The following is a 19680-nucleotide window of genomic DNA, read 5'->3' as shown; positions in this document are numbered from 1 at the left end:
ATTACACTTCCTCAGGAATCACAGAGATTACACGATCGCTTTCATTGAAAAGAACAGTCTCTGCAACATCCACTTTAATGTTAACTTCTTGGTTATCGTTCAACTCGCTGCGAGCAAGAGCTTTCACGATAATAGTTTGATTGTTAGCTAATTGAATATGTGCATAAGCTTCCGATCCTAGATGCTCAACCAATTCAATGCGGCCCTGAATATCGCCACCTTCTTCGACTAGAGTTAAGTGCTCTGGACGAATACCTACAATTGCAGTTTCAGGCAACTTGCCTTTCACTCGGTTGGCTGGGAAGTCGATGTTATTGCCAAATAGGTCTAAAGATAGGGTGTCGTCTTTACGAGTGATCTTATCCGCAGGGATTAGATTCATTTTAGGTGTACCGATAAACTCGGCAACAAAGCGACTATTTGGTTGGCGATAAAGTTCAAGAGGCGTACCAACTTGTTCAATTTGTCCCGCATTTAAAATTACTACACGGTCAGCTAGGGTCATCGCTTCTACTTGGTCATGGGTTACATAAATCATAGTTGTGCCAAGTTTCTTATGAAGACGAGCTAACTCTAGGCGCATTTGTACTCGTAGTGCTGCATCTAGGTTGGACAAAGGCTCATCAAATAAGAATACTTTTGGTTGACGTACAATAGCGCGACCAATGGCAACACGCTGTCGTTGACCACCAGATAACTCTTTTGGTTTACGCTCAAGTAATGCATCTAGTTGCAATGAAGCTGACACAGAACGTACTTTTTCTTGTATTTCTGCATCTGGCACTTTTGCAAGACGTAATGCAAATGAAAGGTTATCTGCAACCGTCATGTGTGGGTACAGTGCATATGATTGGAAAACCATAGCTAGATCACGCTTAGATGAAGCAAGTTCTGTAATATCTCGGCCATCCAGTTCAATTGTACCGCCTGAGCTTGACTCAAGCCCTGCAATGGTTCTCAAAAGTGTTGATTTACCACAGCCAGATGGACCAACGAATACGATGAATTCACCTTCATCAATTGATAGGTTAATACCTCTAAGAGCGTGGTAGTTATCGTAGTGCTTTTGTAATTCTGTAATTGCTAAATATGTCATTTGAAAGCTTCCTTCTAATTATTTTACAGCGCCAAAAGTAAGGCCTTGAACGAGTTGTTTTTGACAGAACCAACCGAAAATAACGATTGGAGCACACGCTAAGGTAGAGGCCGCAGAAAGTTTGGCCCAGAATAAGCCTTCAGGGCTTGAATATGAGGCAATCATTGCTGTTAATGGTGCAGCTTCTGATGCAGTTAAGTTCAAAGACCAGAAAGCTTCATTCCAACACAATACAATGGAGAGTAGAGCGGTTGATGAAATTGCACCTACAGACAAAGGTAATACTACTTTCACTACTTCGTCCCAAGGTGTTGCACCATCCATGCGAGCGGCTTCAAGAATCTCTTTCGGTAAATCTTTAAAGTAAGAGAAAAGCATCCATACGATGATTGGTAGGTTCATTAGAGTGAAAATAATGACCAAAGCAGTTCGAGTGTCTAGCAATCCAGCATCACGGCTTAAAATGTAGATAGGTACAAGTACGCCTACAGCTGGTAGCATTTTCGTTGAAAGCATCCAAAGAAGGATATCTTTAGTTCGCTTACCTGGGAAGAATGCCATAGAGAAAGCGGCTGGAACGGCAATAATTAGAGCTATAAGTGTGGATCCAAAAGACGTTATCACTGAGTTGATAGCGTGATGGATGTAATTACTACGCTCTTGCACGATAGAAAAGTTCTCTAGTGTAGGTTCAAAAAAGAGCGACGGAGGAACAGATATCGCTTGAAGCTCAGTTTTAAAAGAAGTAATAAACATCCAAAAAATTGGAAAAAACAATACTAGCGCTACTGTCCATGCAAATAGGCCAGTAAGAAAAGTTTTGAATTTGCGTTGTTGATTAAGAGTCATCGTATTCTCCTCACACCGTTAAGTTTTTGCCAACGGCACGAATTAAGAAAAAGGCTACGATATTGGCAAGCAATACGGCAAATAAACCACCGGCAGAAGCGACACCAACGTCATATTGAAGAAGAGCTTGGTTGTATATTAAGTAAGCCAAGTTTGTACTGTCATAACCTGGACCACCACCTGTTGATACAAAGATTTCTGCAAAAACAGCCAGTAAGAAAATAGTTTCAATCATTACAACGACAGCAATAGGACGATACAGATGAGGAATTGTTAGGTAGCGGAATATATGCCAGCCTGTCGCGCCATCCATTTGAGCCGCTTCTTTTTGTTCAGTGTCTTGAGACTGTAGTGCCGTAACAAATACAAGGATAGCAAAAGGTAACCACTGCCAGCTCACCATGATAATGACGGACATTAAGGGGTATGTGGATAGCCAGTCTATGGGTTCCAGTCCGAGGGAGTTGGATATCCATGCAAAGATACCGTATACAGGGTTCATCATCATATTCTTCCAAATCAATGCGTTAACTGTCGGCATGATGAAGAATGGCGAAATGAGTAATACACGAACAATACCTTGGCCAAAGAATGGTTTGTCAATTAACGCTGATAATGCAACACCAAGTACCACGGTAATAATTAATACTGTTGAAAGTAATATTAAGGTATTAGATACAGCCGGAATGAACCCTGGGTCAGTGATGAAAAATTCAAAGTTTAATAGACCAACAAAATTATTCTGACCTGGATACAGCAAGTTATAGCGTATCGTCGAGAAATAAATTGTCATTGACAAAGGAATGATCATCCATATCAATAGCAGGATGACAGACGGCGCCATTAATAAACGGGTGATAGAGCGCTTCATATTATAAGTCCCTTATGATTAGCAGAAGAGAGTTGCTTATGGAATAAACGTAAGCAAATGAAAGTTAGAGGTAGAAGAACTCTACCTCTAACTTTAAGGGGCTGTTTACTAGTAGTAACCAGCTTGACGCATTTGACGATTTGCAGAGTTATTCGCAGATTTCAAAGCTTGATCTACAGACATTGAACCTGATAGGGCACCAGAGATCATTTGTCCTGCAGTTGTACCAATAGCTTGGAACTCAGGAATAGCGGCGAATTGTACGCCAACATATGGAGATGGTTTCAGCGTGCTGTCAGTTGGATCTGCAGAGTTAATAGCTTTCAACTCAGCTTCAGCAAAGACGGCTGCTGCTTGGAACTTAGGGTTAGCGTAAGTGCTTGAACGTGTACCTGTTGGTACTGCTGCCCAGCCATTCGTTTTACCTACTAGCTCAATATACTCTTTAGATGTTGCCCAACGTACAAATTTCTGAGCTGCATCAGCTTGTTTAGTCGCTGCAGGAATTGCTAGAGACCAAGACCAAAGCCAGTTAGCTCCTTTTTCTGTTGCGCTGATAGGAGATTGTGCGAAACCAACTTGATCAGCAACTTTACTTTGTTTTGGATCTGTTACGAAAGATGCTGCGATAGTTGCATCAATCCACATGCCACACTTACCTTCGTTAAACAAAGCTAAGCTTTCGTTAAAGCTGTTGCTGCTTGAACCTGGAGGACCATACTTACTTAGAAGGTCAACATAGAAAGAAACGGCGTTCTTCCATTCAGCTGACTCTAGTTGCGGTTTCCAACCTTCATCAAACCAACGAGCACCGAAAGAGTTTGCGATCGTAGTCATAAGGGCCATATTATCGCCCCAACCCGCTTTACCACGTAGACAGATACCGTATACGCCGTCATTAGGTTTGTGCATAGCGGCTACGACATCACGTATGTGTTCCCAGCTATCACGGTCGCTGACTGTCATGCCAGTTTCTTTAACTAGATCTTTACGGTACATAACCATTGAGCTTTCACCATAGAAAGGAGCACCATATAGAGTGCCTTCATGTGAAAGACCTTGACGAATAGATGGTAGGATATCTTCTACATCATATGCGCCACTTGTGTCGATAGGTGTTAACCAGCCGCGATCGCCCCAAATAGGTGCTTCGTACATGCCGATTGTCATTACATCATAAAGTCCGCTTTTGTTAGCGATGTCTTGGGTTACGTTTTGACGAAGAATACCTTCTTCTAGAGTTACCCATTTAACTTTGATACCAGGGTTAGCTTTTTCAAATTCAGGCGTCAACTTTTGCATTTCAATCATATGGCCGTTGTTTACAGTTGCCACTGTGATTGTTTCTGCGAAGGTTGAGCTTGCTGCTGTTAATGATGCAGCAATAGATACCGCATAGGATAGGGTGTTTTTGGTAAGGCTTTTCATAGGTTGTCTCCCTGTAAGGGTGTTATTGTTTTTATGTCAATTTACCTAATATCTTGGAAGCTAACTTCCAATTGGGATTTATATTAGGCTATTTTTTAATTGACCTGTTAATACATAAAACGCCACTTATTGTACTATTTTGTTTCACTTTTACAAATGGTTAACAAAAGAAGTCAATTTCAGATAAGTTTTTACATTGAGCCTATTAAGTGTAGAAGCTGTTTTCGTTTTTTTATGAATAAATAGATATAATGTGAAAAAAATTGAAGGTGTTGTTATGAAAGAAGCTGAAGACACATTTAACTTTAAGCGTTTGAAGTGGAATTGTCGCCGAGGAATGTTGGAATTAGATCTGTTATTAGAACCTTTTTTAGATGAGGTTTTTTTGACTCTTGAAGAAGCCGATCAGGCTCGCTTTTACAAACTGATAGAATGTGAAGATCAAGATTTATTTCTATGGTTTATGCAAAAAGAAGTACCACAAGATGATGACCTAGCACGCATTGTCGATATAATAGTTACCCGTGTTCAGCCTAAAAGCTAGTCGGTTAAAATGTTCAAAACTGAGCTGTAGCTTATGGCTTTTTGCTATTATTGTTTGTGCTGCGCTTATACAAGTGCATTGGTTGCCATACTACATGCAGTTCACAGTTCTTCTTGTTGTATTGCTCTTCGCCCTCATTTTTCAATCACCTTATAAGCAAATTGGTATCGATGAACAGGGCGCTTTCGTAGAAGGTAAAGGTCAGCTACAAAGGGTGGCTTTTATCCGAGCTAACGGTGTTTATTTAGTAGCCCGAGTGACTTCCTTTATAAATGCACCTAAAAAATGGTATCCGAATTATGTAGTTATCTTCCGAGACAGTGTATCGAAAGATAACTATGCCATATTAAGGTCCTTTGCTGCGCAACAAATTTTACTGAACCCTAATAAAGACCAGAAAGGTTGAGATCGTTTATGTATATGTTTTCTTGGATGGCTGCTCTGGGGTTAGTATTGTTGGAGAGCTATGTTCTGATTTTTCAGGATAATCAAGATTGAAGTGGAGTCCTCTACTTTCTTTTCGAGTCATGGCGGAGCGAATAATTAAATCAGCGACCATGGCAAGATTACGCAATTCTAGTAGATCATTCGATACTTTGTAATTCGAATAAAACTCATCTATTTCAGAGAGTAATAGGTCAACCCTATGTTTTGCTCTAAGCAGTCTTTTGTCTGATCTGACAATGCCCACATAGTCCCACATGAAACGCCTTAACTCCTGCCAATTATGAGCAATGACAACATCTTCGTCCGAGTCTGTTACTTTACTTTCATCCCAATCAGGTATTGATATATTTTGAGCCTTTTGAGCCTTTTGAGCCTTTTGAGCCTTTTGAGCCTTTTGAGCCTTTTGAGCCTTTTGAGTGCTTGTTAAAATATTTTGCGCTGCCGAGCGAGCGTAAACGATGCATTCTAATAATGAGTTGCTGGCCAGCCTATTGGCACCATGTAGTCCTGTATAGGCCGTTTCCCCAATAGCATAAAGGCCTTTGATATCGGTTTCCCCTTGTTGATTTACTTTAACCCCGCCACATGTGTAGTGGGCTGCTGGTACAACAGGGATGGCTTGCTTTGTCATATCTAAATTATATTCTAAGCAGCGCTTGTAGATGGTTGGAAAGTGCTCTTGGATGAAGGCTGAGTCCTTGTGAGAAATATCTAACAGTACATGGTTAACACCCAAGCGCTTCATTTCGTGGTCTATAGCTCTAGCAACTATGTCACGTGGTGCGAGTTCGGCCCTATTGTCGAACTTGTGCATAAATCGTGTGCCATCAGGTAGTAATAACCTTCCACCTTCGCCTCTAACAGCCTCAGATATCAAGAAGGTTTTTGCTTGCGCATTGTAGAGACAAGTGGGGTGGAATTGGTTGAATTCCATATTTGCTACTCGGCAGCCAGCTCGCCAAGCCATGGCGATGCCGTCACCCGATGCTGTATCTGGATTGCTTGTGTAAAGGTATACCTTGCTGCTGCCGCCACAAGCGAGGGAGACAAAAGATCCGTGGAATACCTCGATAGTATCGTTTTTGGTATTGAGTGCGTATATGCCGACTGCTCGATTATCACCACTCAAGCCTAGTTTCTTTGAGGTGATAACATCAATAGCAACTCGGTCTGGGAAAAAGTCGATGTTAGGGTGTGAAGATGCGTTACTAATAAGGGTTTTAGAAATGGCTAAGCCAGTAGCGTCTGCGCTGTGTATTATGCGTCGGTGACTATGCCCACCTTCTTTGGTGAGGTGATATTCATCGCCTTCGCCGTAGCGAGTAAAAGGTACGCCTTGTTCAATCAGCCAATCAATGCTGGCTTTAGAATGTTCTACGGTAAAGCGAATGGCCTCTGGGTCACCTAATTCTACACCTGCATCAATAGTGTCATTTATATGTGAGTCAATCGTATCTTTGTCGGATAAGACGGCAGCAACACCGCCTTGCGCATATAAAGTTGCACCTTCGCGGATATCTGCTTTGGTTAAAATTGCGACCTTGTGCTGATTCGCTAATTCAAGCGCTAAGGTTAGCCCAGCAGCACCAGCGCCTATGATGACAATGTCGTGTTGATAGTGTTGACTCATGATTTGGATCTAATTTAGATAACGAAGAGGAGAATGTTACTATTGTTAGTGCGTAATAGTGAATACCTTCCGGTGTTACGTTGTTAATATTTGTTGGTCTTCACGATGCTCGAAGCCAAAATATATTTTGTTATTATTAGTTGATACTAGGGAACTCGTTCGTTTCGCTGTTGTCTTTTGTTGTTAACAAAATGGCACAAATACAAAAATAAAGGTTGAGTTTGAGGTGCCTATGCAAAACGAAACGTCTTCTGACTGGACGTTAGTCGAAAAAGTGCAGCAAGGTGATAAGCGCGCTTTTGATTTGTTGGTTTTGAAATATCAGCACAAAGTTGTGAGTTTAGTAAGTCGTTATGTACACGACAAAAGTGAAGCTCTCGATGTCGCTCAGGAAAGCTTTATTAAGGCGTATAGGGCTATTTCTAATTTTCGAGGTGATAGTGCATTTTATACATGGCTGTACCGAATAGCTGTAAATACAGCTAAAAATCATCTAGTGAGTCGCTCAAGACGGCCGCCAGAGTCGGATGTAGAGTTAGATAATGATGAAATATATAGCGCACATGAAGCGCTATCAGATATTGCTAGCCCTGATGCTAAATTGAATAGTGAGCGCCTAGAAACCTTGATACACCAAGTGATAAAAAACTTACCTGAAGAGTTACGTAGTGCTCTAACGCTGAGAGAATTTGACGGTCTAAGTTATGAAGATATCTCTATTATTATGGACTGTCCCGTCGGTACAGTTCGATCCCGTATATTTCGAGCAAGAGAAGCAGTAGAAAAGCACATACGACCACTAACAGGGTTAGGAGAATAACGATGACAACACACAACACCCCGAAAGAGCTGTCTTCTAGTCTCTCAGCGATGTTTGATGGTGAAGCTACAGATAAAGATATCGAGTTACTGTTGAGTGCTGACAGTTTAAAGCTGCATGAACAATTAGAAAACTATCAGTTGGTACGCAGTGCTTTACAAGGCGAAACCCCCTCAACCTTGGTAAGTGATGCTTCTTTCTTCAATAGAGTTACTCAGGCAATTGATGCAGAGCAAGCTGCTAAGCAAGAAAACATTGAAACTGATAATGTGAACGTGGTGCCAATATCTGCTGTAAAACAAAGCGGAAACAACTCTAAAGATATGTCTTTAAAGACAATTTTTTCCAGCTTAGCTATCGCTGCTAGTGTGAGTTTTGTCGTTATCTTTGGTGGAAACACTTTGTTCTCACCTGTGGAAGAAGGTATTGGTATCACGAATGTTGTAGGTGCTGATTCCGTGGATAGCTTAGAAGAACCTATATCACTAGCAGAACTAGAGCTTCAAGATGCCATGCCAGCTGATAATATAAGGTTACAACACTATCTCCGACAACATGCTGAGCAATCAACAATGAATGTGGGGCAGGGGATGATGCCGATGGCTCGTGTTGTTAGCTACCCTATAGAAGAGTAAAGGATGATGAGACACTTTCATTTTATTTTCTTGCTTCTCTTCGTAGCCTTAAGCTTATTTTCATCTCTTACGGCTGCAAGCGATCGTGCTTTAAAACCAACTTCGAATGAGTCATCAGAGAGAGCGCTGCTTTTATTAGGGAGTATGGCGAAATCCTTCTCATCGTTAAATTACGAAGGGGTGTTTGTACATACAGATTCTACGAACATGAATAGCATGCGTATACGTCATGGTCTTCTACAAGACAATGTTTACGAGAGTCTTGAAGACTTGGATGGTGACAAATTAGAAGTCATACGTATCAATGACACTATGGTTTGCGTATATTCGGATGCGACGACAGCTAATCATACAACGCCTCTAAATCGCCCTTTTCAGCGCTTTGAAAATGTTGATAGTCAACGATTACTAAAAGGCTATCAGATAACGCTAGAGCCCAAGTTAGATCGCATTGCAGGACGCAGTGTTCAAATCGTGAAACTAACTCCCAAGGATGCTTATCGCTTTGGACATGAATTTTGGTTAGACCAAGAAAATCACTTTTTATTAAAGCATGACCTAATAAAGCCAAGTGGCCAGTTATTAGAAAGAACTCAATTTGCATCGGTTAACTTTTTACCAGACTTGAAAATTGAAGACTTTACCCCCAAAGAAGGTACGTACACAAAACCCATAATGGAAACTGATCGTAAGTACACTAAAAATGTATGGCATTTTGATTGGTTACCAGAAGGGTTCCAGCTTGTATGGCCTGAAGCGAGAGTTCTAAATCATAGTACTAGCATGCTATTACTCTCGGATGGCATTACAAATGTTTCCGTATTTGTAGAGCCATCTATGACATCAAAAAATATGTCAGTTTTTCGCACAGGCGCAACCTATGCTGGAGAAACAAGTTTTAAGGTTAAAGATCAGCGGTACCTATTAACCGTAGTTGGCGAAGTGCCTCGTATTACCATTGAAAAATTAATGACCGCGTTTATGCCAAGGCATTAAATATGATTGAAGAAACTGGAAAAGTACTCGCAGTAGAAGCTGGCTTCGCAGAAGTAGAAACGATTCGCACAAGTAGTTGCAATGCTTGTCGAGCTCGTCACGCCTGCGGCCATCATGCGATAGCTAAGGTTTCATCATCCAATCAAATGCGTATGCGTGCGATCGACCCTTTGCAAGTGTCTGTTGGTCAAGATGTGGTTGTAGGTATTCCTGAAGATACTTTATTGCAAGCCTCGCTTTGGATGTATTTCATCCCTCTGCTTGGTTTGATCATTGGTGCTGTTTTACCTTCGTTATGGGGTGGCAGCTCTAATATTGCTGTTGTGCTTTCTATTGTCGGCTTTGCTTTAGGCTTATGGGCCGCAAGACGTAAGTCTCAACAAGAAATAGATAACTTAGATTATTACCCCAGAATTCTGCGAGCAGAGTCGCCTAAAAGCGCTAGTATACCGCTAGGAACTCTCTCATAAGTGAACTTACTTCACCTGGCACTGTAATCAACTTGGCACTTTAAATGAGGAGACCAATAATGAACAGATTGCTTAAACACGCTAGCGTGGTCGTCATCAGCACATTGATGATGGCATCCATGCTTTCCCATGCAGCCTCACTTCCAGACTTTACAGAGTTAGTGGATGATGCTTCTCCAGCTGTCGTTAATATCAGCACAGAGCAGGCTATTACTTCTAAAACTGGAAATCAAAGGGGCTCTCAATTTGGCCCAAACAGTGAAGAACTGAATGAGTTCTTCAAACACTTCTTTGGGCAACAGCCTTTCGGCCAACAGCAAGAGCCGCAAAATCAGGAGAGACAACGGAATTCTCGTGGCTCTGGTTTTGTGATATCAAAAGATGGTTATGTGCTGACGAATCATCATGTGATCGAGGGTGCCGATATTATCCATGTGCGATTAAGTGACCGCCGTGAATATATTGCTGAACTGGTTGGAACCGATGCAAGAACAGATTTGGCTCTTCTTAAAATAGAAGCGGAAGGTTTGCCTACTGTAAAAATGGGTGATTCTGATAAATTAAAACCTGGGCAATGGGTTCTCGCGATTGGTTCACCTTTCGGCTTTGACTATACCGTTACTGCAGGGATTGTCAGTGCGATTGGTCGTAATTTGCCTTCCGATAGCTATGTGCCTTTTATCCAAACAGATGTTGCTATCAACCCAGGTAATTCTGGTGGTCCATTATTTAATTTAGATGGCGAAGTTATTGGTATTAACTCGCAAATCTACACCCGCTCTGGTGGTTTCATGGGTGTATCTTTCGCTATTCCTTCACAAGTTGCGATGGCTGTTGTCGAACAACTGAAAAGCGATGGCAAGGTGTCTCGTGCTTGGTTGGGCGTGCTGATTCAAGATGTGAGTAATGACTTGGCTGAGTCTTTCGGTCTTGATAGATCGAGCGGTGCGTTAATTAGTCGTGTGTTACCAGATTCTCCAGCAGAAAAAGCGGGCTTTAGGGCAGGGGATATAATCATGGAGTTTAACCGTGAAGAGGTTGAGCGCTCTGGAGAACTACCTTACATCGTCGGGCAAATGAAAGCAGGGGATGTGGTTAAGGCGAAAGTTTATCGAGATGGGAAGGAACAAACCATTTCGGTAACGCTTGAAGCTATTCCAACAGATTCCAATACAGTTGCCCAGTCTCAACAAGACAAGAACCGATTAGGTATGATTGTCGGCAAAGTGCCTGATGATGTGGCCAAAGAGTTTGATATAGAAGGCGGAGTAATCATTGAACAAGTCTTTGGCGGAACTGCAGCTCGTAATGGTCTTCAGCAAGGAGATGTGATTACTATGCTGGATGGTAAGCGCATTGAAAGTGTTGCTGACTTCTCAAGCATTTCGAAAAACATTGATGCAGGTCGATCTGTGCCGATGAGGGTGATCAGAAAAGGCTACCCTATGTTTATCCCATTTAAAATTATTGAGTAAGAATTTAATACCATTAAAAAAGGCGACCTTAAGGTCGCCTTTTTTATTTTCATTACCATGTACTGAAATAAGCTAAATATCCTTAGAGAATATTTTAGAGTTTCTCTGGTAGTTATAGAGGGCTTGTTTTTGGGCTGGTAGATTCTCCAAGCTGGTTTCACTAAAGCCTCTTTCGATAAACCAATGGGCAGTTCTTGTTGTGAGTAAGAATAGCTGTGTTAGGCCTAAATTTTTCGCCGCTTTCTCTATGCCTTTTAATAAACGATCGCCTTTATTGGAACCTCGATATTCAGGTTCAACGGCTAAGCAGGCTAATTCCCCCGCATTCTCTTGTTCAAAGGGGTAGAGTGCAGCGCAAGCAACAATGGCTCCGTCCCTTTCGATCACTATAAACTTCTCGATCTCATTTTCTAATAGTTCACGAGATCGTCTAACGAGAACGCCTTTTTCCTCTAATGGCTCAAGCAACGCCATCATGCCTCCTGCATCACTGATGTTGGCAGGGCGAAGTTGTTCGTAACTGTCTTCATCAATCATGGTGCCTGCACCCTCACGGGTAAATAGCTCTCTTAATAAAGCGCCATTATCCTGATAAGAAATAACGTGAGCTCTTAATACTCCATTGCGTACGGACTTTATGCATGCATCTAATGCAGCATGTGTTATTGGGGGTAAATGTTTTTGGGCTAAAAGATCTTGAGCATCGTGTGTTAACAGCTCCGAGTGCAACTCACCTTCGTCATTGAAAATGCCTTGCTCCCCAGTAAAAACAATAAGTTTATCGGCTTTTAATTGGATCGCCGCTTGGACTGCAACATCTTCACTTTTTAGATTGAAAACCTCTCCGGTTGGTGAGAAGCCAAGGTGCGGTAAAAGTACCATGTTGTCATCTTCAAGCAGACGGAAGATGGCGTTGGTATCAATACGGCGTACTTCTCCAGATAAGCCATAGTCAATTCCATTGACTACACCTAAGGGTTTAGCAACCACGTAGTTGCCGCTACATACTTTAAGACGAGCGCCATCCATAGGAGTGTTTGATAACCCCATGGATAACTGTGCTTCTAATTGCACTCGTACGGCGGCAGAAGCTTGAATAATGTCGAGCAATTGGTTGTGTGGTGTTGCTCTATAACCTTCTTCAATATGATCTGATAGATCACTATTGCCTATTGCTCGATTTATTTGAGGTCGTGCACCTTGTACAAGCACCAAACGGATACCGAGAGAATCCAGTAGCGCTAGGTCATGAATGATGCTAGAAAATCGAGCGCATTCAACGGCTTCCCCAGGAATTAAAATAACAAAAGTTTTCCCTCTATGAGCGTTGATATAGGGGGATGAGTGGCGGAACCAGTCTACATAATTTAGTTCGTCAGACACGATTTTCCTCGTTTATTGATTGCTGGGTGGTAAGCAAAATCGCTCAATTAAACCACGTAATACTTGTTGCATAGGTTGGATCTGATCTAGCGCCATAAATTCGTTTGGCTGGTGGGCTTGATCAATAGACCCCGGCCCTAAAATTAGCGTTTCCATACCCATTTCATTTAAGAATGGGCCTTCTGTTGCAAAGGCAACGGTTGTTGCTTGGCGTTTTGTTAGCGTTTCACAGGCTTTTATAATATCCGATTCAATCGGGGTATAAAACGATGGTACATCTGGAAATAAGCTATTTAGCTGAATTTTAGTGCCTGTTTTCCTTTCAATGCTCGGTAATCGTTCTGAGATTTCTGCCATTAAGGACTGATTACTCATGCCGGGCAGTGCTCTTAAATCAAACTCTAACTCACAACGACCACAAATTCGGTTTGGATTGTCGCCACCATGTATGCAGCCAAAGTTCATGGTGGGGTAGTCAATGACAAAGCTGGCATCTTTATAGCGTGTTTTTAGCTCGTGTCGGAAAGACATCAACTCGGACATAACACTGTGCATCGCATCTAGCGCATTGTTACCAAGGGATGGATTCGATGAGTGTCCTGCCTGTCCTGTGACTTGTATGCGCTCCATCATAATACCCTTATGGGCATGAATAGGGGTCAATGAGGTTGGCTCTCCAATCAGTGCGTATCTGGCTTGCACTTTGTTTTGACTAACCAGTGCGCGAGCTCCCGCCATTGAACTTTCTTCATCTGCTGTGGCTAAAATGATTAACGGCTCAGTAAGGTTGGATAAATCCATTTGTTGTATTGTGTCTAGGGCAATGGCGAAGAAACCTTTCATATCACAACTACCAAGACCGTAAAGCTTTTGATCTTTTTCAACTAGTCCAAATGGATCTGACTGCCACCGTCCTTCGTCATATGGCACTGTATCAGTATGCCCTGAAAGAACTAAACCACCATCACCTTTGCCTAGTGTTGCGATGAGGTTGAACTTGTCTGGTTGCTCAGGCAATGGCATAACTTCGCATTCAAAACCAAGAGAGCTTAACCAAGTCTCTAACAGTTGAATGACGGCTTTATTTGACTGATCCCAGCTTGCTTGACTACAACTGATAGAAGGTTCGGCAATAAGTTGAGACATCATGCTGATGAGAGAGGGAAGTCTTGGCATAAAGGTTTCCTTAGATCCTGATTAGTTTCTAATGTTACTACTGTCTGTTAGGCATCTGATACAATTAGGTAAAGAATTTTCGTCCTTGGGTCTGTTACACAAGGATTTTAGAGGTTTATATTTATGGCCACTGAGCTAGAACTTAAATTAATGGTTCATCCTAACTTTCTCAAGCTTGCTTGTGATTTTCTCGATAATTTTTGCCAACAATCCGCAGATACTAACAACTCTCGACAACCCACACTGGCCCTAATGAATGCATACTTTGATACGGAAGATGCCTTGTTAATGCAAACAGGCATTGCCATGCGCATTCGCTCTTTTGGCAGTCGATTCATTCAAACAGTGAAAACTCGAGGCAGTAGCCGTATTGGTATGCATGCTCGTGGAGAATGGGAGTGGGAAGTTGAGAATGATCAGCTGGACTTAACTTTACTAAAAGAAGTGCCTCTTCCTGATGTATTGAAAGATATGTCGTGGTGTAAAAATCTTATCGAAGTGTACCGTACTGACTTCCAAAGACAGGTCTGGAATATTGAGTTATCAAATACTCAAATAGAGGTAGTTTGTGACAATGGCCTAGTCACCTCACCCTATGGAAAGGATACTATTTGCGAGTTGGAATTAGAGCTTAAAAGTGGAGAAGAAACTGGCTTGTATGATTTTGCTTTGCAATTAGCTGAGCATATTCCTCTTCAGGTAAGTGTTGTTTCTAAAGCTCAAAAGGGTGTGCGCTTGAAGTATGGGAAAATTGAGTTTCCAGAGAAGCCTAAGAGTATTGAAAATAGTCTTGAATTAGCGAGTTATTGGTACGAAGTCTGGCTTGTGTACTGGGAAGCGATGCACTTCATGCAGGATGAAGCATTACTCCAGCCTTTAAGCCATTCTATGGAGCGCTTACAAGCCTGTTTACCAATTGATTTACAAAAGCGACTGATGGAATTAGATGCTGAAATAAAGCAAGTTACCTTAGGGGATTCACCAGATTTATTAGAACGTTTGGCTGGTGAGAAATCTATCGGCTTGGCTATGTTGACTATAGGGCAGTGGCTGAACGCTCAGGCTTTTTAATACCTTTTTAGTTTGTTGATATTAATAAGAAAAGTAAGGAATACCTTTTGATAGCACTTGATTTAATGGCACCTGATGAGAGCTCTAGTTATGTTCAATATCGAAATGATTTAGGTAACCGCGAGTTATTAACTCAATATATTCAAGAAGCTAGGGATAGATCACAACTCACTTTATTAACGGATCAACAAATAGCTCAGTTAGAACCTCTTTGGGTGTTGAGCGACTATCTGCATAAACAGTTTGTGCGTTTTCCACATTGGCTCGACGACTTACTTAAGTTTGAAAGCTTTGATAATGAACCCTCAATAGCGGCTCTCTTGGCAGGAGAGGATTACTTCCATCTAAAGTCTGAGACTTGCCCTTCCGGTTTGTTAGCAGATATTAACGAAGCAGATTTAATGAAGCGCCTTCGCCATTATCGTCAATGGTGGATGGTGCGTTTGATTGCTTTAGATATACAGCAAAAAATACCCTTAAGTGAGCTAACTCGATTGCTTAGTCAATTGGCTGAGGTGTGTATTAATGCCAGCGTGAAGTGGTCTGAACAACATTACTTAACCTTGTATGGTCGCCCTTTAGACAGTCAAGGAAAGATGCAAAGCCTCATCGTAATAGGGATGGGGAAGCTAGGTGCCTATGAGCTTAATTTATCCTCGGACATTGACTTGATATTTGCTTTTCGAGAGCACGGAGATACCCAAGAGGGTAAGAAAAGTCTTTCTCACCAAGAGTACTTTACCAAGATAGGGCAAAAACTCATTCAGCATATAGATCAAGTCACTCTAGATGGTTTTGTATTTCGGGTAGACATGAGATTACGGCCTTTTGGCCAATCCGGGGCTTTAGTGATGAGTATGAGCTCCCTTGAAAATTATTACCAAGATCAAGGTAGAGACTGGGAAAGATACGCCATGATTAAGGCGCGTGTGTTAGCCGGTAATCAACTGGATATTCAAGAGTTTGAAGATTTGAAAAAACCTTTTGTCTATCGAAAATATTTAGATTTCAGTGCCATATGCGCATTGAGAGATCTTAAGAAAATGATAGCGAAAGAAGTTCGTCGCAAAGGAATAGAAAATAATATTAAGTTAGGCGAGGGCGGTATTCGAGAAGTAGAGTTTATTGCTCAAGCCTTGCAAATACTCCATGGCGGAAGAAATCAAAGTTTACAGACACCATCCCTATTGAAGGTTCTGCCACATTTAGCAAAGCAGAAATACCTTAACCATGATGACGTTGAACAGCTCACAGCCGCTTATCAATTGTTGCGACGAGTAGAGCATGCTTTACAAGCGGTTAATGATGAGCAGACACAGCTATTGCCTGAAGAGGATAATGCCAGAGAGCGTTTAGCCATTTTTGTTGGTTTTGCATCGTGGCAAGTATTAGACACTAAGCTTTGGGATATACGAAAAAAAGTACATCAATGCTTTATTGACTTGATTGATGATGGTGACAATGCCGAAGAGGTAAAGGCTCAGGAAGCATGGCGTTTACTGCTAAAAACACCAGAAGACATAGAGTCTATTACGGAGGCTGTCAGTCAGATCGCGTGGCATGATCAAGAAACTATCGTCTCTCGTATTGTGCGCTTGTTTAGCTCTCGTACGGTTGTTTTTATGCAGCCTATTGCCTATGAAAGGTTAGCTGACTTCTTTGCTGCTTTAATGAATCGCTTGGAGAATGAGTCAAACCCTGATCTGGTTTTAGAGCGCATCTTTCCTATTTTGGAAGCGGTATTACGACGAACAACTTATTTGGTTCTCCTTTCCGAAAATGAAACCGCTCTTACTAACTTAATTAGATTATGCCGAGAAAGTGTTTGGTTCACCGATGCCATCTCGACTACACCAGCTTTGCTAGATGAATTATTAGATGCCAATAGCTTATTTTTACCGCTTGATAAAAATGAATTAGAGGATGCATTAAAGCAAGTGCTGCTTCGACTGCCTGAAGATGATGAAGAGGCGCAAATGGATGCACTTCGTCGTTTTAGACAATCTATGATTCTTCGCATTGCAGCTTGTGACATAAGTGAAATTTTACCCGTGATGAAGGTAAGTGATCATCTGACTTGGCTTGCAGAGGTAATACTAGAGTCTGTTCTCCATCAATCTTGGCATTCTTTAACGAAAAAATATGGTTTTCCTCAAGGGTTAGAAGGAGCAGTTCATTCACCTCAACTTGCTATTGTTGGTTATGGTAAATCTGGAGGCTGGGAGCTAGGCTATGACTCAGATCTAGACTTGGTTTTTATCCATAATGCTCAGGCTAATGGCGTGACGAATGGGGATCGAAGCGTGGATAACTTGACCTTTTATACTAGGTTGGGACAGCGTTTAATCCATATGTTGACTAGCTTCACCTCGGCAGGGCGTTTATATGAAGTGGATATGCGCTTACGACCATCAGGTAACTCTGGACTATTGGTGACTAGTCTTGATGCCTTTCGTGAATATCAGAAGAAAGAGGCATGGATTTGGGAGCATCAGGCTTTATCAAGGTCGAGAGGTTTGGCTGGAAATATTGGATTATTAGAAGAGTTTGAGTCGAGCAGAAAAGAGATATTGAGCCAATATCGGGATAGGGCGGCTTTAAAGAGTGAAGTGATCAAGATGCGTGAAAAAATGCGCGCTCATCTAGATACGGGAGGAAAAGGTAAGGGCTTTGACTTGAAACAGGGAGCTGGTGGAATCATAGATATTGAGTTTATGGTGCAATACCTTGTGCTAGCTTGGTCAAACCAGCACCCTGAGTTGATGACTTACTCCGATAATGTTCGACAGCTAGAGATTGCCTCAGCAGTTGCTCTGATCGATAAAGAAAAAGCCGATAAGATGATTGAAACCTATACCTTATATCGGGCACGTACCCACAGACTGACATTGCAAAGGCAAGGACGTGTAATACAGGATGATGCTCTAGTACAAAGCCAAACTTTGATTACCCAATACTGGGAAGACTTTATTCTAGATACGGGTTGCTAAGTGTATTTCTAATTTTTCTATATTGGTCGTATTTTAACCAGTTTTTGGTTATACTCTATTTTTGGCTATTTATTAAACAGCTAATGTGTTTTTTAGAGGGGCGATGATGAAACAGGGTAATATCATCGCTATAGGGTGAAAAGTATGCCGACAATTAATGGTTTGACCAGTCCTGGAATGGAATACGCGAGTGAAGTATATAGTGCTAATCTAGCGAAAAGTGCTCAGGAACAGCAAGGGCGACAAGATTTAGAGCTTTTGAATAAAGCGGTTGAAACAGTAACGCCAGCCGCTTCCCAAGGCTCCCATACAACAACCGATAATCTTGGTCAGAATATCAATATCAAGGTCTGAATATCCTCAGGTAAATGATTGATACTTAAGTAAATATAAAGAAACCCTCACTGTCACCAGTGAGGGTTTCTTTTTTTGAGCTTTGCAAATAGAACTCTAGGTGTTTGAGTCGTTAACGGTATTGGTATCAGCTTGTTCGTCAATAATTGCTTCAAACGCTTGCAAACGCTTGTATATTGAAAGTAGCTCAACAATTGTTGTCCAAGAATTTATTAGGTACTGGAAAGAGTTTTCAACTTGGTTAAAGGCATTCATAACACGTTGCATAATGCCTAAAGTGAAGGCTCCAGCAATGATGGAAGGGGCCAAAATAATAAGCGGAACAAATTGTCCTACATTCAAATAGCCATACCGAACAATGTTGAAATAGAGATAATTTGCATATAAACGAAAGTAATTTTTACGGACATTATTGAACAATTCATTCAGTGTTATTGGGTCTGCACGGTCAGCATAATCCTCACCATAGACAAGTTCTTTTCGGTAAGCTGCTTCTACCTTTTGATTCTTAAATTCCAATCCTGGTAGTTTAATGCCTGCAACAGCGAGCAGTAGTGTACCGAAAATAGACCAGATGATTGCTGTAAAGACCAGTGCTTGAGGCACTTCACCTATTAATGGGAGTTCTGTTACATAGCCTGAAAGTCCCCATAAAATAGGTAGAAAGGCGATAAGAGTCATTACCGACCTCAATAGGCTAACTCCTAGGTTTTCAACGATTGAGGCAAAGCGCATTGTATCTTCCTGAATCCGTTGAGAAGCCCCTTCGATATGACGTACTTGGTTCCATTTAGATGTGTAATAGTGTGTCATGGCTGTTCGCCATCGGAATACATAATGGCTAACAAAAAAGTTACTTAATACCGATACAGTAATGGCAACGAGTATTATGATAGCCACTGTGGATAGCTCAGCATAATAATCCACAAGCTCAATACTGTGAGGTTCGGCTAGTGCTTTCTGTATAAGATCATAAAAGCTACCATACCATTCATTTAGCATCACGCTGACTTGTACTTGGAACCAAGTGATAAATACGATTGCCCCCGAGCCTATTACAGACCATTTGGCCCACTTCTGACCCCCATATATGACCCATGCACCAATAAACCCACCATAACAGAGTGCCATATATTGATAGAGCCAAGCATTCAACGCTGTGCCCTGAGATTCTGCAAAGGCAGCTTGCGTCGCGGCGTCAGAGCCTTCTGCTAGTGCTTCAGGAAAGTGAATGTCGAATAAGAAAGCTAAACTGAGGTGTGCCCCTAGATCTTGAATAAGCGAATACCATCCGATAACGGCAGCAATCGCCCATAGGGCAAAGCTTAAGAAAAATAGTTTTGGTTTAGGGAAAAAGGATTGAAACACAGTTAAGCTTCTCTATCAGTTAATGCAGAATGGAACCCTGATCTCATCCATTAATCACAGGAATAAAACAACCAGCT

Annotated in this window: 18 protein-coding genes; 10 read left to right on the top strand and 8 right to left on the bottom strand. The window is 41.7% G+C overall.

Features of this window, described 5'->3' with window-relative positions:
- Position 1 precedes the first annotated feature (1 nt).
- From OFY17_RS13745 to OFY17_RS13730, 4 genes are all read right to left on the bottom strand, one after another.
- Positions 2–1096 (bottom strand): ABC transporter ATP-binding protein, encoded by a 1095-nt coding sequence (locus OFY17_RS13745; RefSeq protein WP_263531311.1) that lies wholly within the window; start codon positions 1094–1096, stop codon positions 2–4.
- 18 nt (positions 1097–1114) lie between these two features.
- A complete protein-coding gene (locus tag OFY17_RS13740; protein WP_263531310.1) occupies positions 1115–1945 on the bottom strand; it encodes a carbohydrate ABC transporter permease in 831 nt (276 codons plus the stop codon).
- A gap of 10 nt (positions 1946–1955) precedes the next feature.
- The gene (locus OFY17_RS13735; RefSeq protein ID WP_263531309.1) at positions 1956–2816 is read right to left on the bottom strand and encodes a carbohydrate ABC transporter permease; all 861 of its coding nucleotides are present in this window, start codon (positions 2814–2816) and stop codon (positions 1956–1958) included.
- Between the two features lie 108 nt (positions 2817–2924).
- Positions 2925–4244: an ABC transporter substrate-binding protein gene (locus OFY17_RS13730; RefSeq protein WP_263531308.1), complete on the bottom strand. Its 1320-nt coding sequence runs from the start codon at positions 4242–4244 to the stop codon at positions 2925–2927.
- A 277-nt stretch (positions 4245–4521) separates the two neighbouring features.
- Here OFY17_RS13730 and OFY17_RS13725 point away from each other — a divergent pair, with 277 nt between their 5' ends.
- Both OFY17_RS13725 and OFY17_RS13720 read left to right on the top strand, forming a co-directional pair.
- Positions 4522–4788 carry an FAD assembly factor SdhE gene (locus OFY17_RS13725; RefSeq protein WP_263531307.1) on the top strand — a complete coding sequence of 89 codons (267 nt, stop codon included), beginning with the start codon at positions 4522–4524 and terminating at the stop codon, positions 4786–4788.
- A gap of 94 nt (positions 4789–4882) precedes the next feature.
- On the top strand, positions 4883–5194 hold the full coding sequence (locus OFY17_RS13720) for a hypothetical protein (protein ID WP_263531306.1): 312 nt from the start codon (positions 4883–4885) through the stop codon (positions 5192–5194).
- 6 nt (positions 5195–5200) lie between these two features.
- Here OFY17_RS13720 and nadB read toward each other — a convergent pair whose 3' ends face one another.
- On the bottom strand, positions 5201–6865 hold the full coding sequence (nadB, locus tag OFY17_RS13715) for an L-aspartate oxidase (RefSeq protein ID WP_263531305.1): 1665 nt from the start codon (positions 6863–6865) through the stop codon (positions 5201–5203).
- A gap of 232 nt (positions 6866–7097) precedes the next feature.
- Between nadB and rpoE the strand changes: the two genes are divergently transcribed.
- From rpoE to OFY17_RS13690, 5 genes are all read left to right on the top strand, one after another.
- Positions 7098–7685: an RNA polymerase sigma factor RpoE gene (gene rpoE, locus OFY17_RS13710; protein ID WP_263531304.1), complete on the top strand. Its 588-nt coding sequence runs from the start codon at positions 7098–7100 to the stop codon at positions 7683–7685.
- A gap of 2 nt (positions 7686–7687) precedes the next feature.
- Positions 7688–8320, top strand: a complete 633-nt coding sequence (locus tag OFY17_RS13705) for a sigma-E factor negative regulatory protein (protein WP_263531303.1) — start codon at positions 7688–7690, stop codon at positions 8318–8320.
- Positions 8321–8464: 144 nt separating this feature from the next.
- Positions 8465–9316, top strand: a complete 852-nt coding sequence (locus OFY17_RS13700) for a MucB/RseB C-terminal domain-containing protein (RefSeq protein ID WP_407659450.1) — start codon at positions 8465–8467, stop codon at positions 9314–9316.
- A 2-nt stretch (positions 9317–9318) separates the two neighbouring features.
- Positions 9319–9786 carry a SoxR reducing system RseC family protein gene (locus tag OFY17_RS13695; RefSeq protein WP_263531302.1) on the top strand — a complete coding sequence of 156 codons (468 nt, stop codon included), beginning with the start codon at positions 9319–9321 and terminating at the stop codon, positions 9784–9786.
- 59 nt (positions 9787–9845) lie between these two features.
- Positions 9846–11261 (top strand): DegQ family serine endoprotease, encoded by a 1416-nt coding sequence (locus OFY17_RS13690; RefSeq protein WP_263531301.1) that lies wholly within the window; start codon positions 9846–9848, stop codon positions 11259–11261.
- 72 nt (positions 11262–11333) lie between these two features.
- Here OFY17_RS13690 and argA read toward each other — a convergent pair whose 3' ends face one another.
- Together argA and argE are read right to left on the bottom strand one after the other, a co-directional pair.
- Positions 11334–12644 (bottom strand): amino-acid N-acetyltransferase, encoded by a 1311-nt coding sequence (gene argA / locus OFY17_RS13685; protein ID WP_263531300.1) that lies wholly within the window; start codon positions 12642–12644, stop codon positions 11334–11336.
- 12 nt (positions 12645–12656) lie between these two features.
- Entirely contained in the window at positions 12657–13820 is a 1164-nt protein-coding gene (gene argE / locus OFY17_RS13680) for an acetylornithine deacetylase (RefSeq protein ID WP_263531299.1), read from the bottom strand.
- A 123-nt stretch (positions 13821–13943) separates the two neighbouring features.
- Here argE and OFY17_RS13675 point away from each other — a divergent pair, with 123 nt between their 5' ends.
- The 3 genes from OFY17_RS13675 to OFY17_RS13665 all read left to right on the top strand — a co-directional run bounded on the left by OFY17_RS13675 (position 13944) and on the right by OFY17_RS13665 (position 18235).
- Complete coding sequence (locus tag OFY17_RS13675) at positions 13944–14891, top strand: CYTH domain-containing protein (protein ID WP_263531298.1); 948 nt, start codon at positions 13944–13946, stop codon at positions 14889–14891.
- A 47-nt stretch (positions 14892–14938) separates the two neighbouring features.
- Entirely contained in the window at positions 14939–17881 is a 2943-nt protein-coding gene (gene glnE, locus OFY17_RS13670; protein WP_263531297.1) for a bifunctional [glutamate--ammonia ligase]-adenylyl-L-tyrosine phosphorylase/[glutamate--ammonia-ligase] adenylyltransferase, read from the top strand.
- Positions 17882–18025: 144 nt separating this feature from the next.
- Positions 18026–18235: a hypothetical protein gene (locus OFY17_RS13665; protein WP_263531296.1), complete on the top strand. Its 210-nt coding sequence runs from the start codon at positions 18026–18028 to the stop codon at positions 18233–18235.
- Positions 18236–18331: 96 nt separating this feature from the next.
- Here OFY17_RS13665 and sbmA read toward each other — a convergent pair whose 3' ends face one another.
- Complete coding sequence (gene sbmA / locus OFY17_RS13660; RefSeq protein ID WP_263531295.1) at positions 18332–19603, bottom strand: peptide antibiotic transporter SbmA; 1272 nt, start codon at positions 19601–19603, stop codon at positions 18332–18334.
- Positions 19604–19680: the final 77 nt, after the last annotated feature.

Origin of the sequence: Marinomonas sargassi (assembly GCF_025716875.1) — a bacterium.
GTDB lineage: Bacteria > Pseudomonadota > Gammaproteobacteria > Pseudomonadales > Marinomonadaceae > Marinomonas > Marinomonas sargassi.
This window is presented reverse-complemented; position numbering and strand designations above follow the sequence as displayed.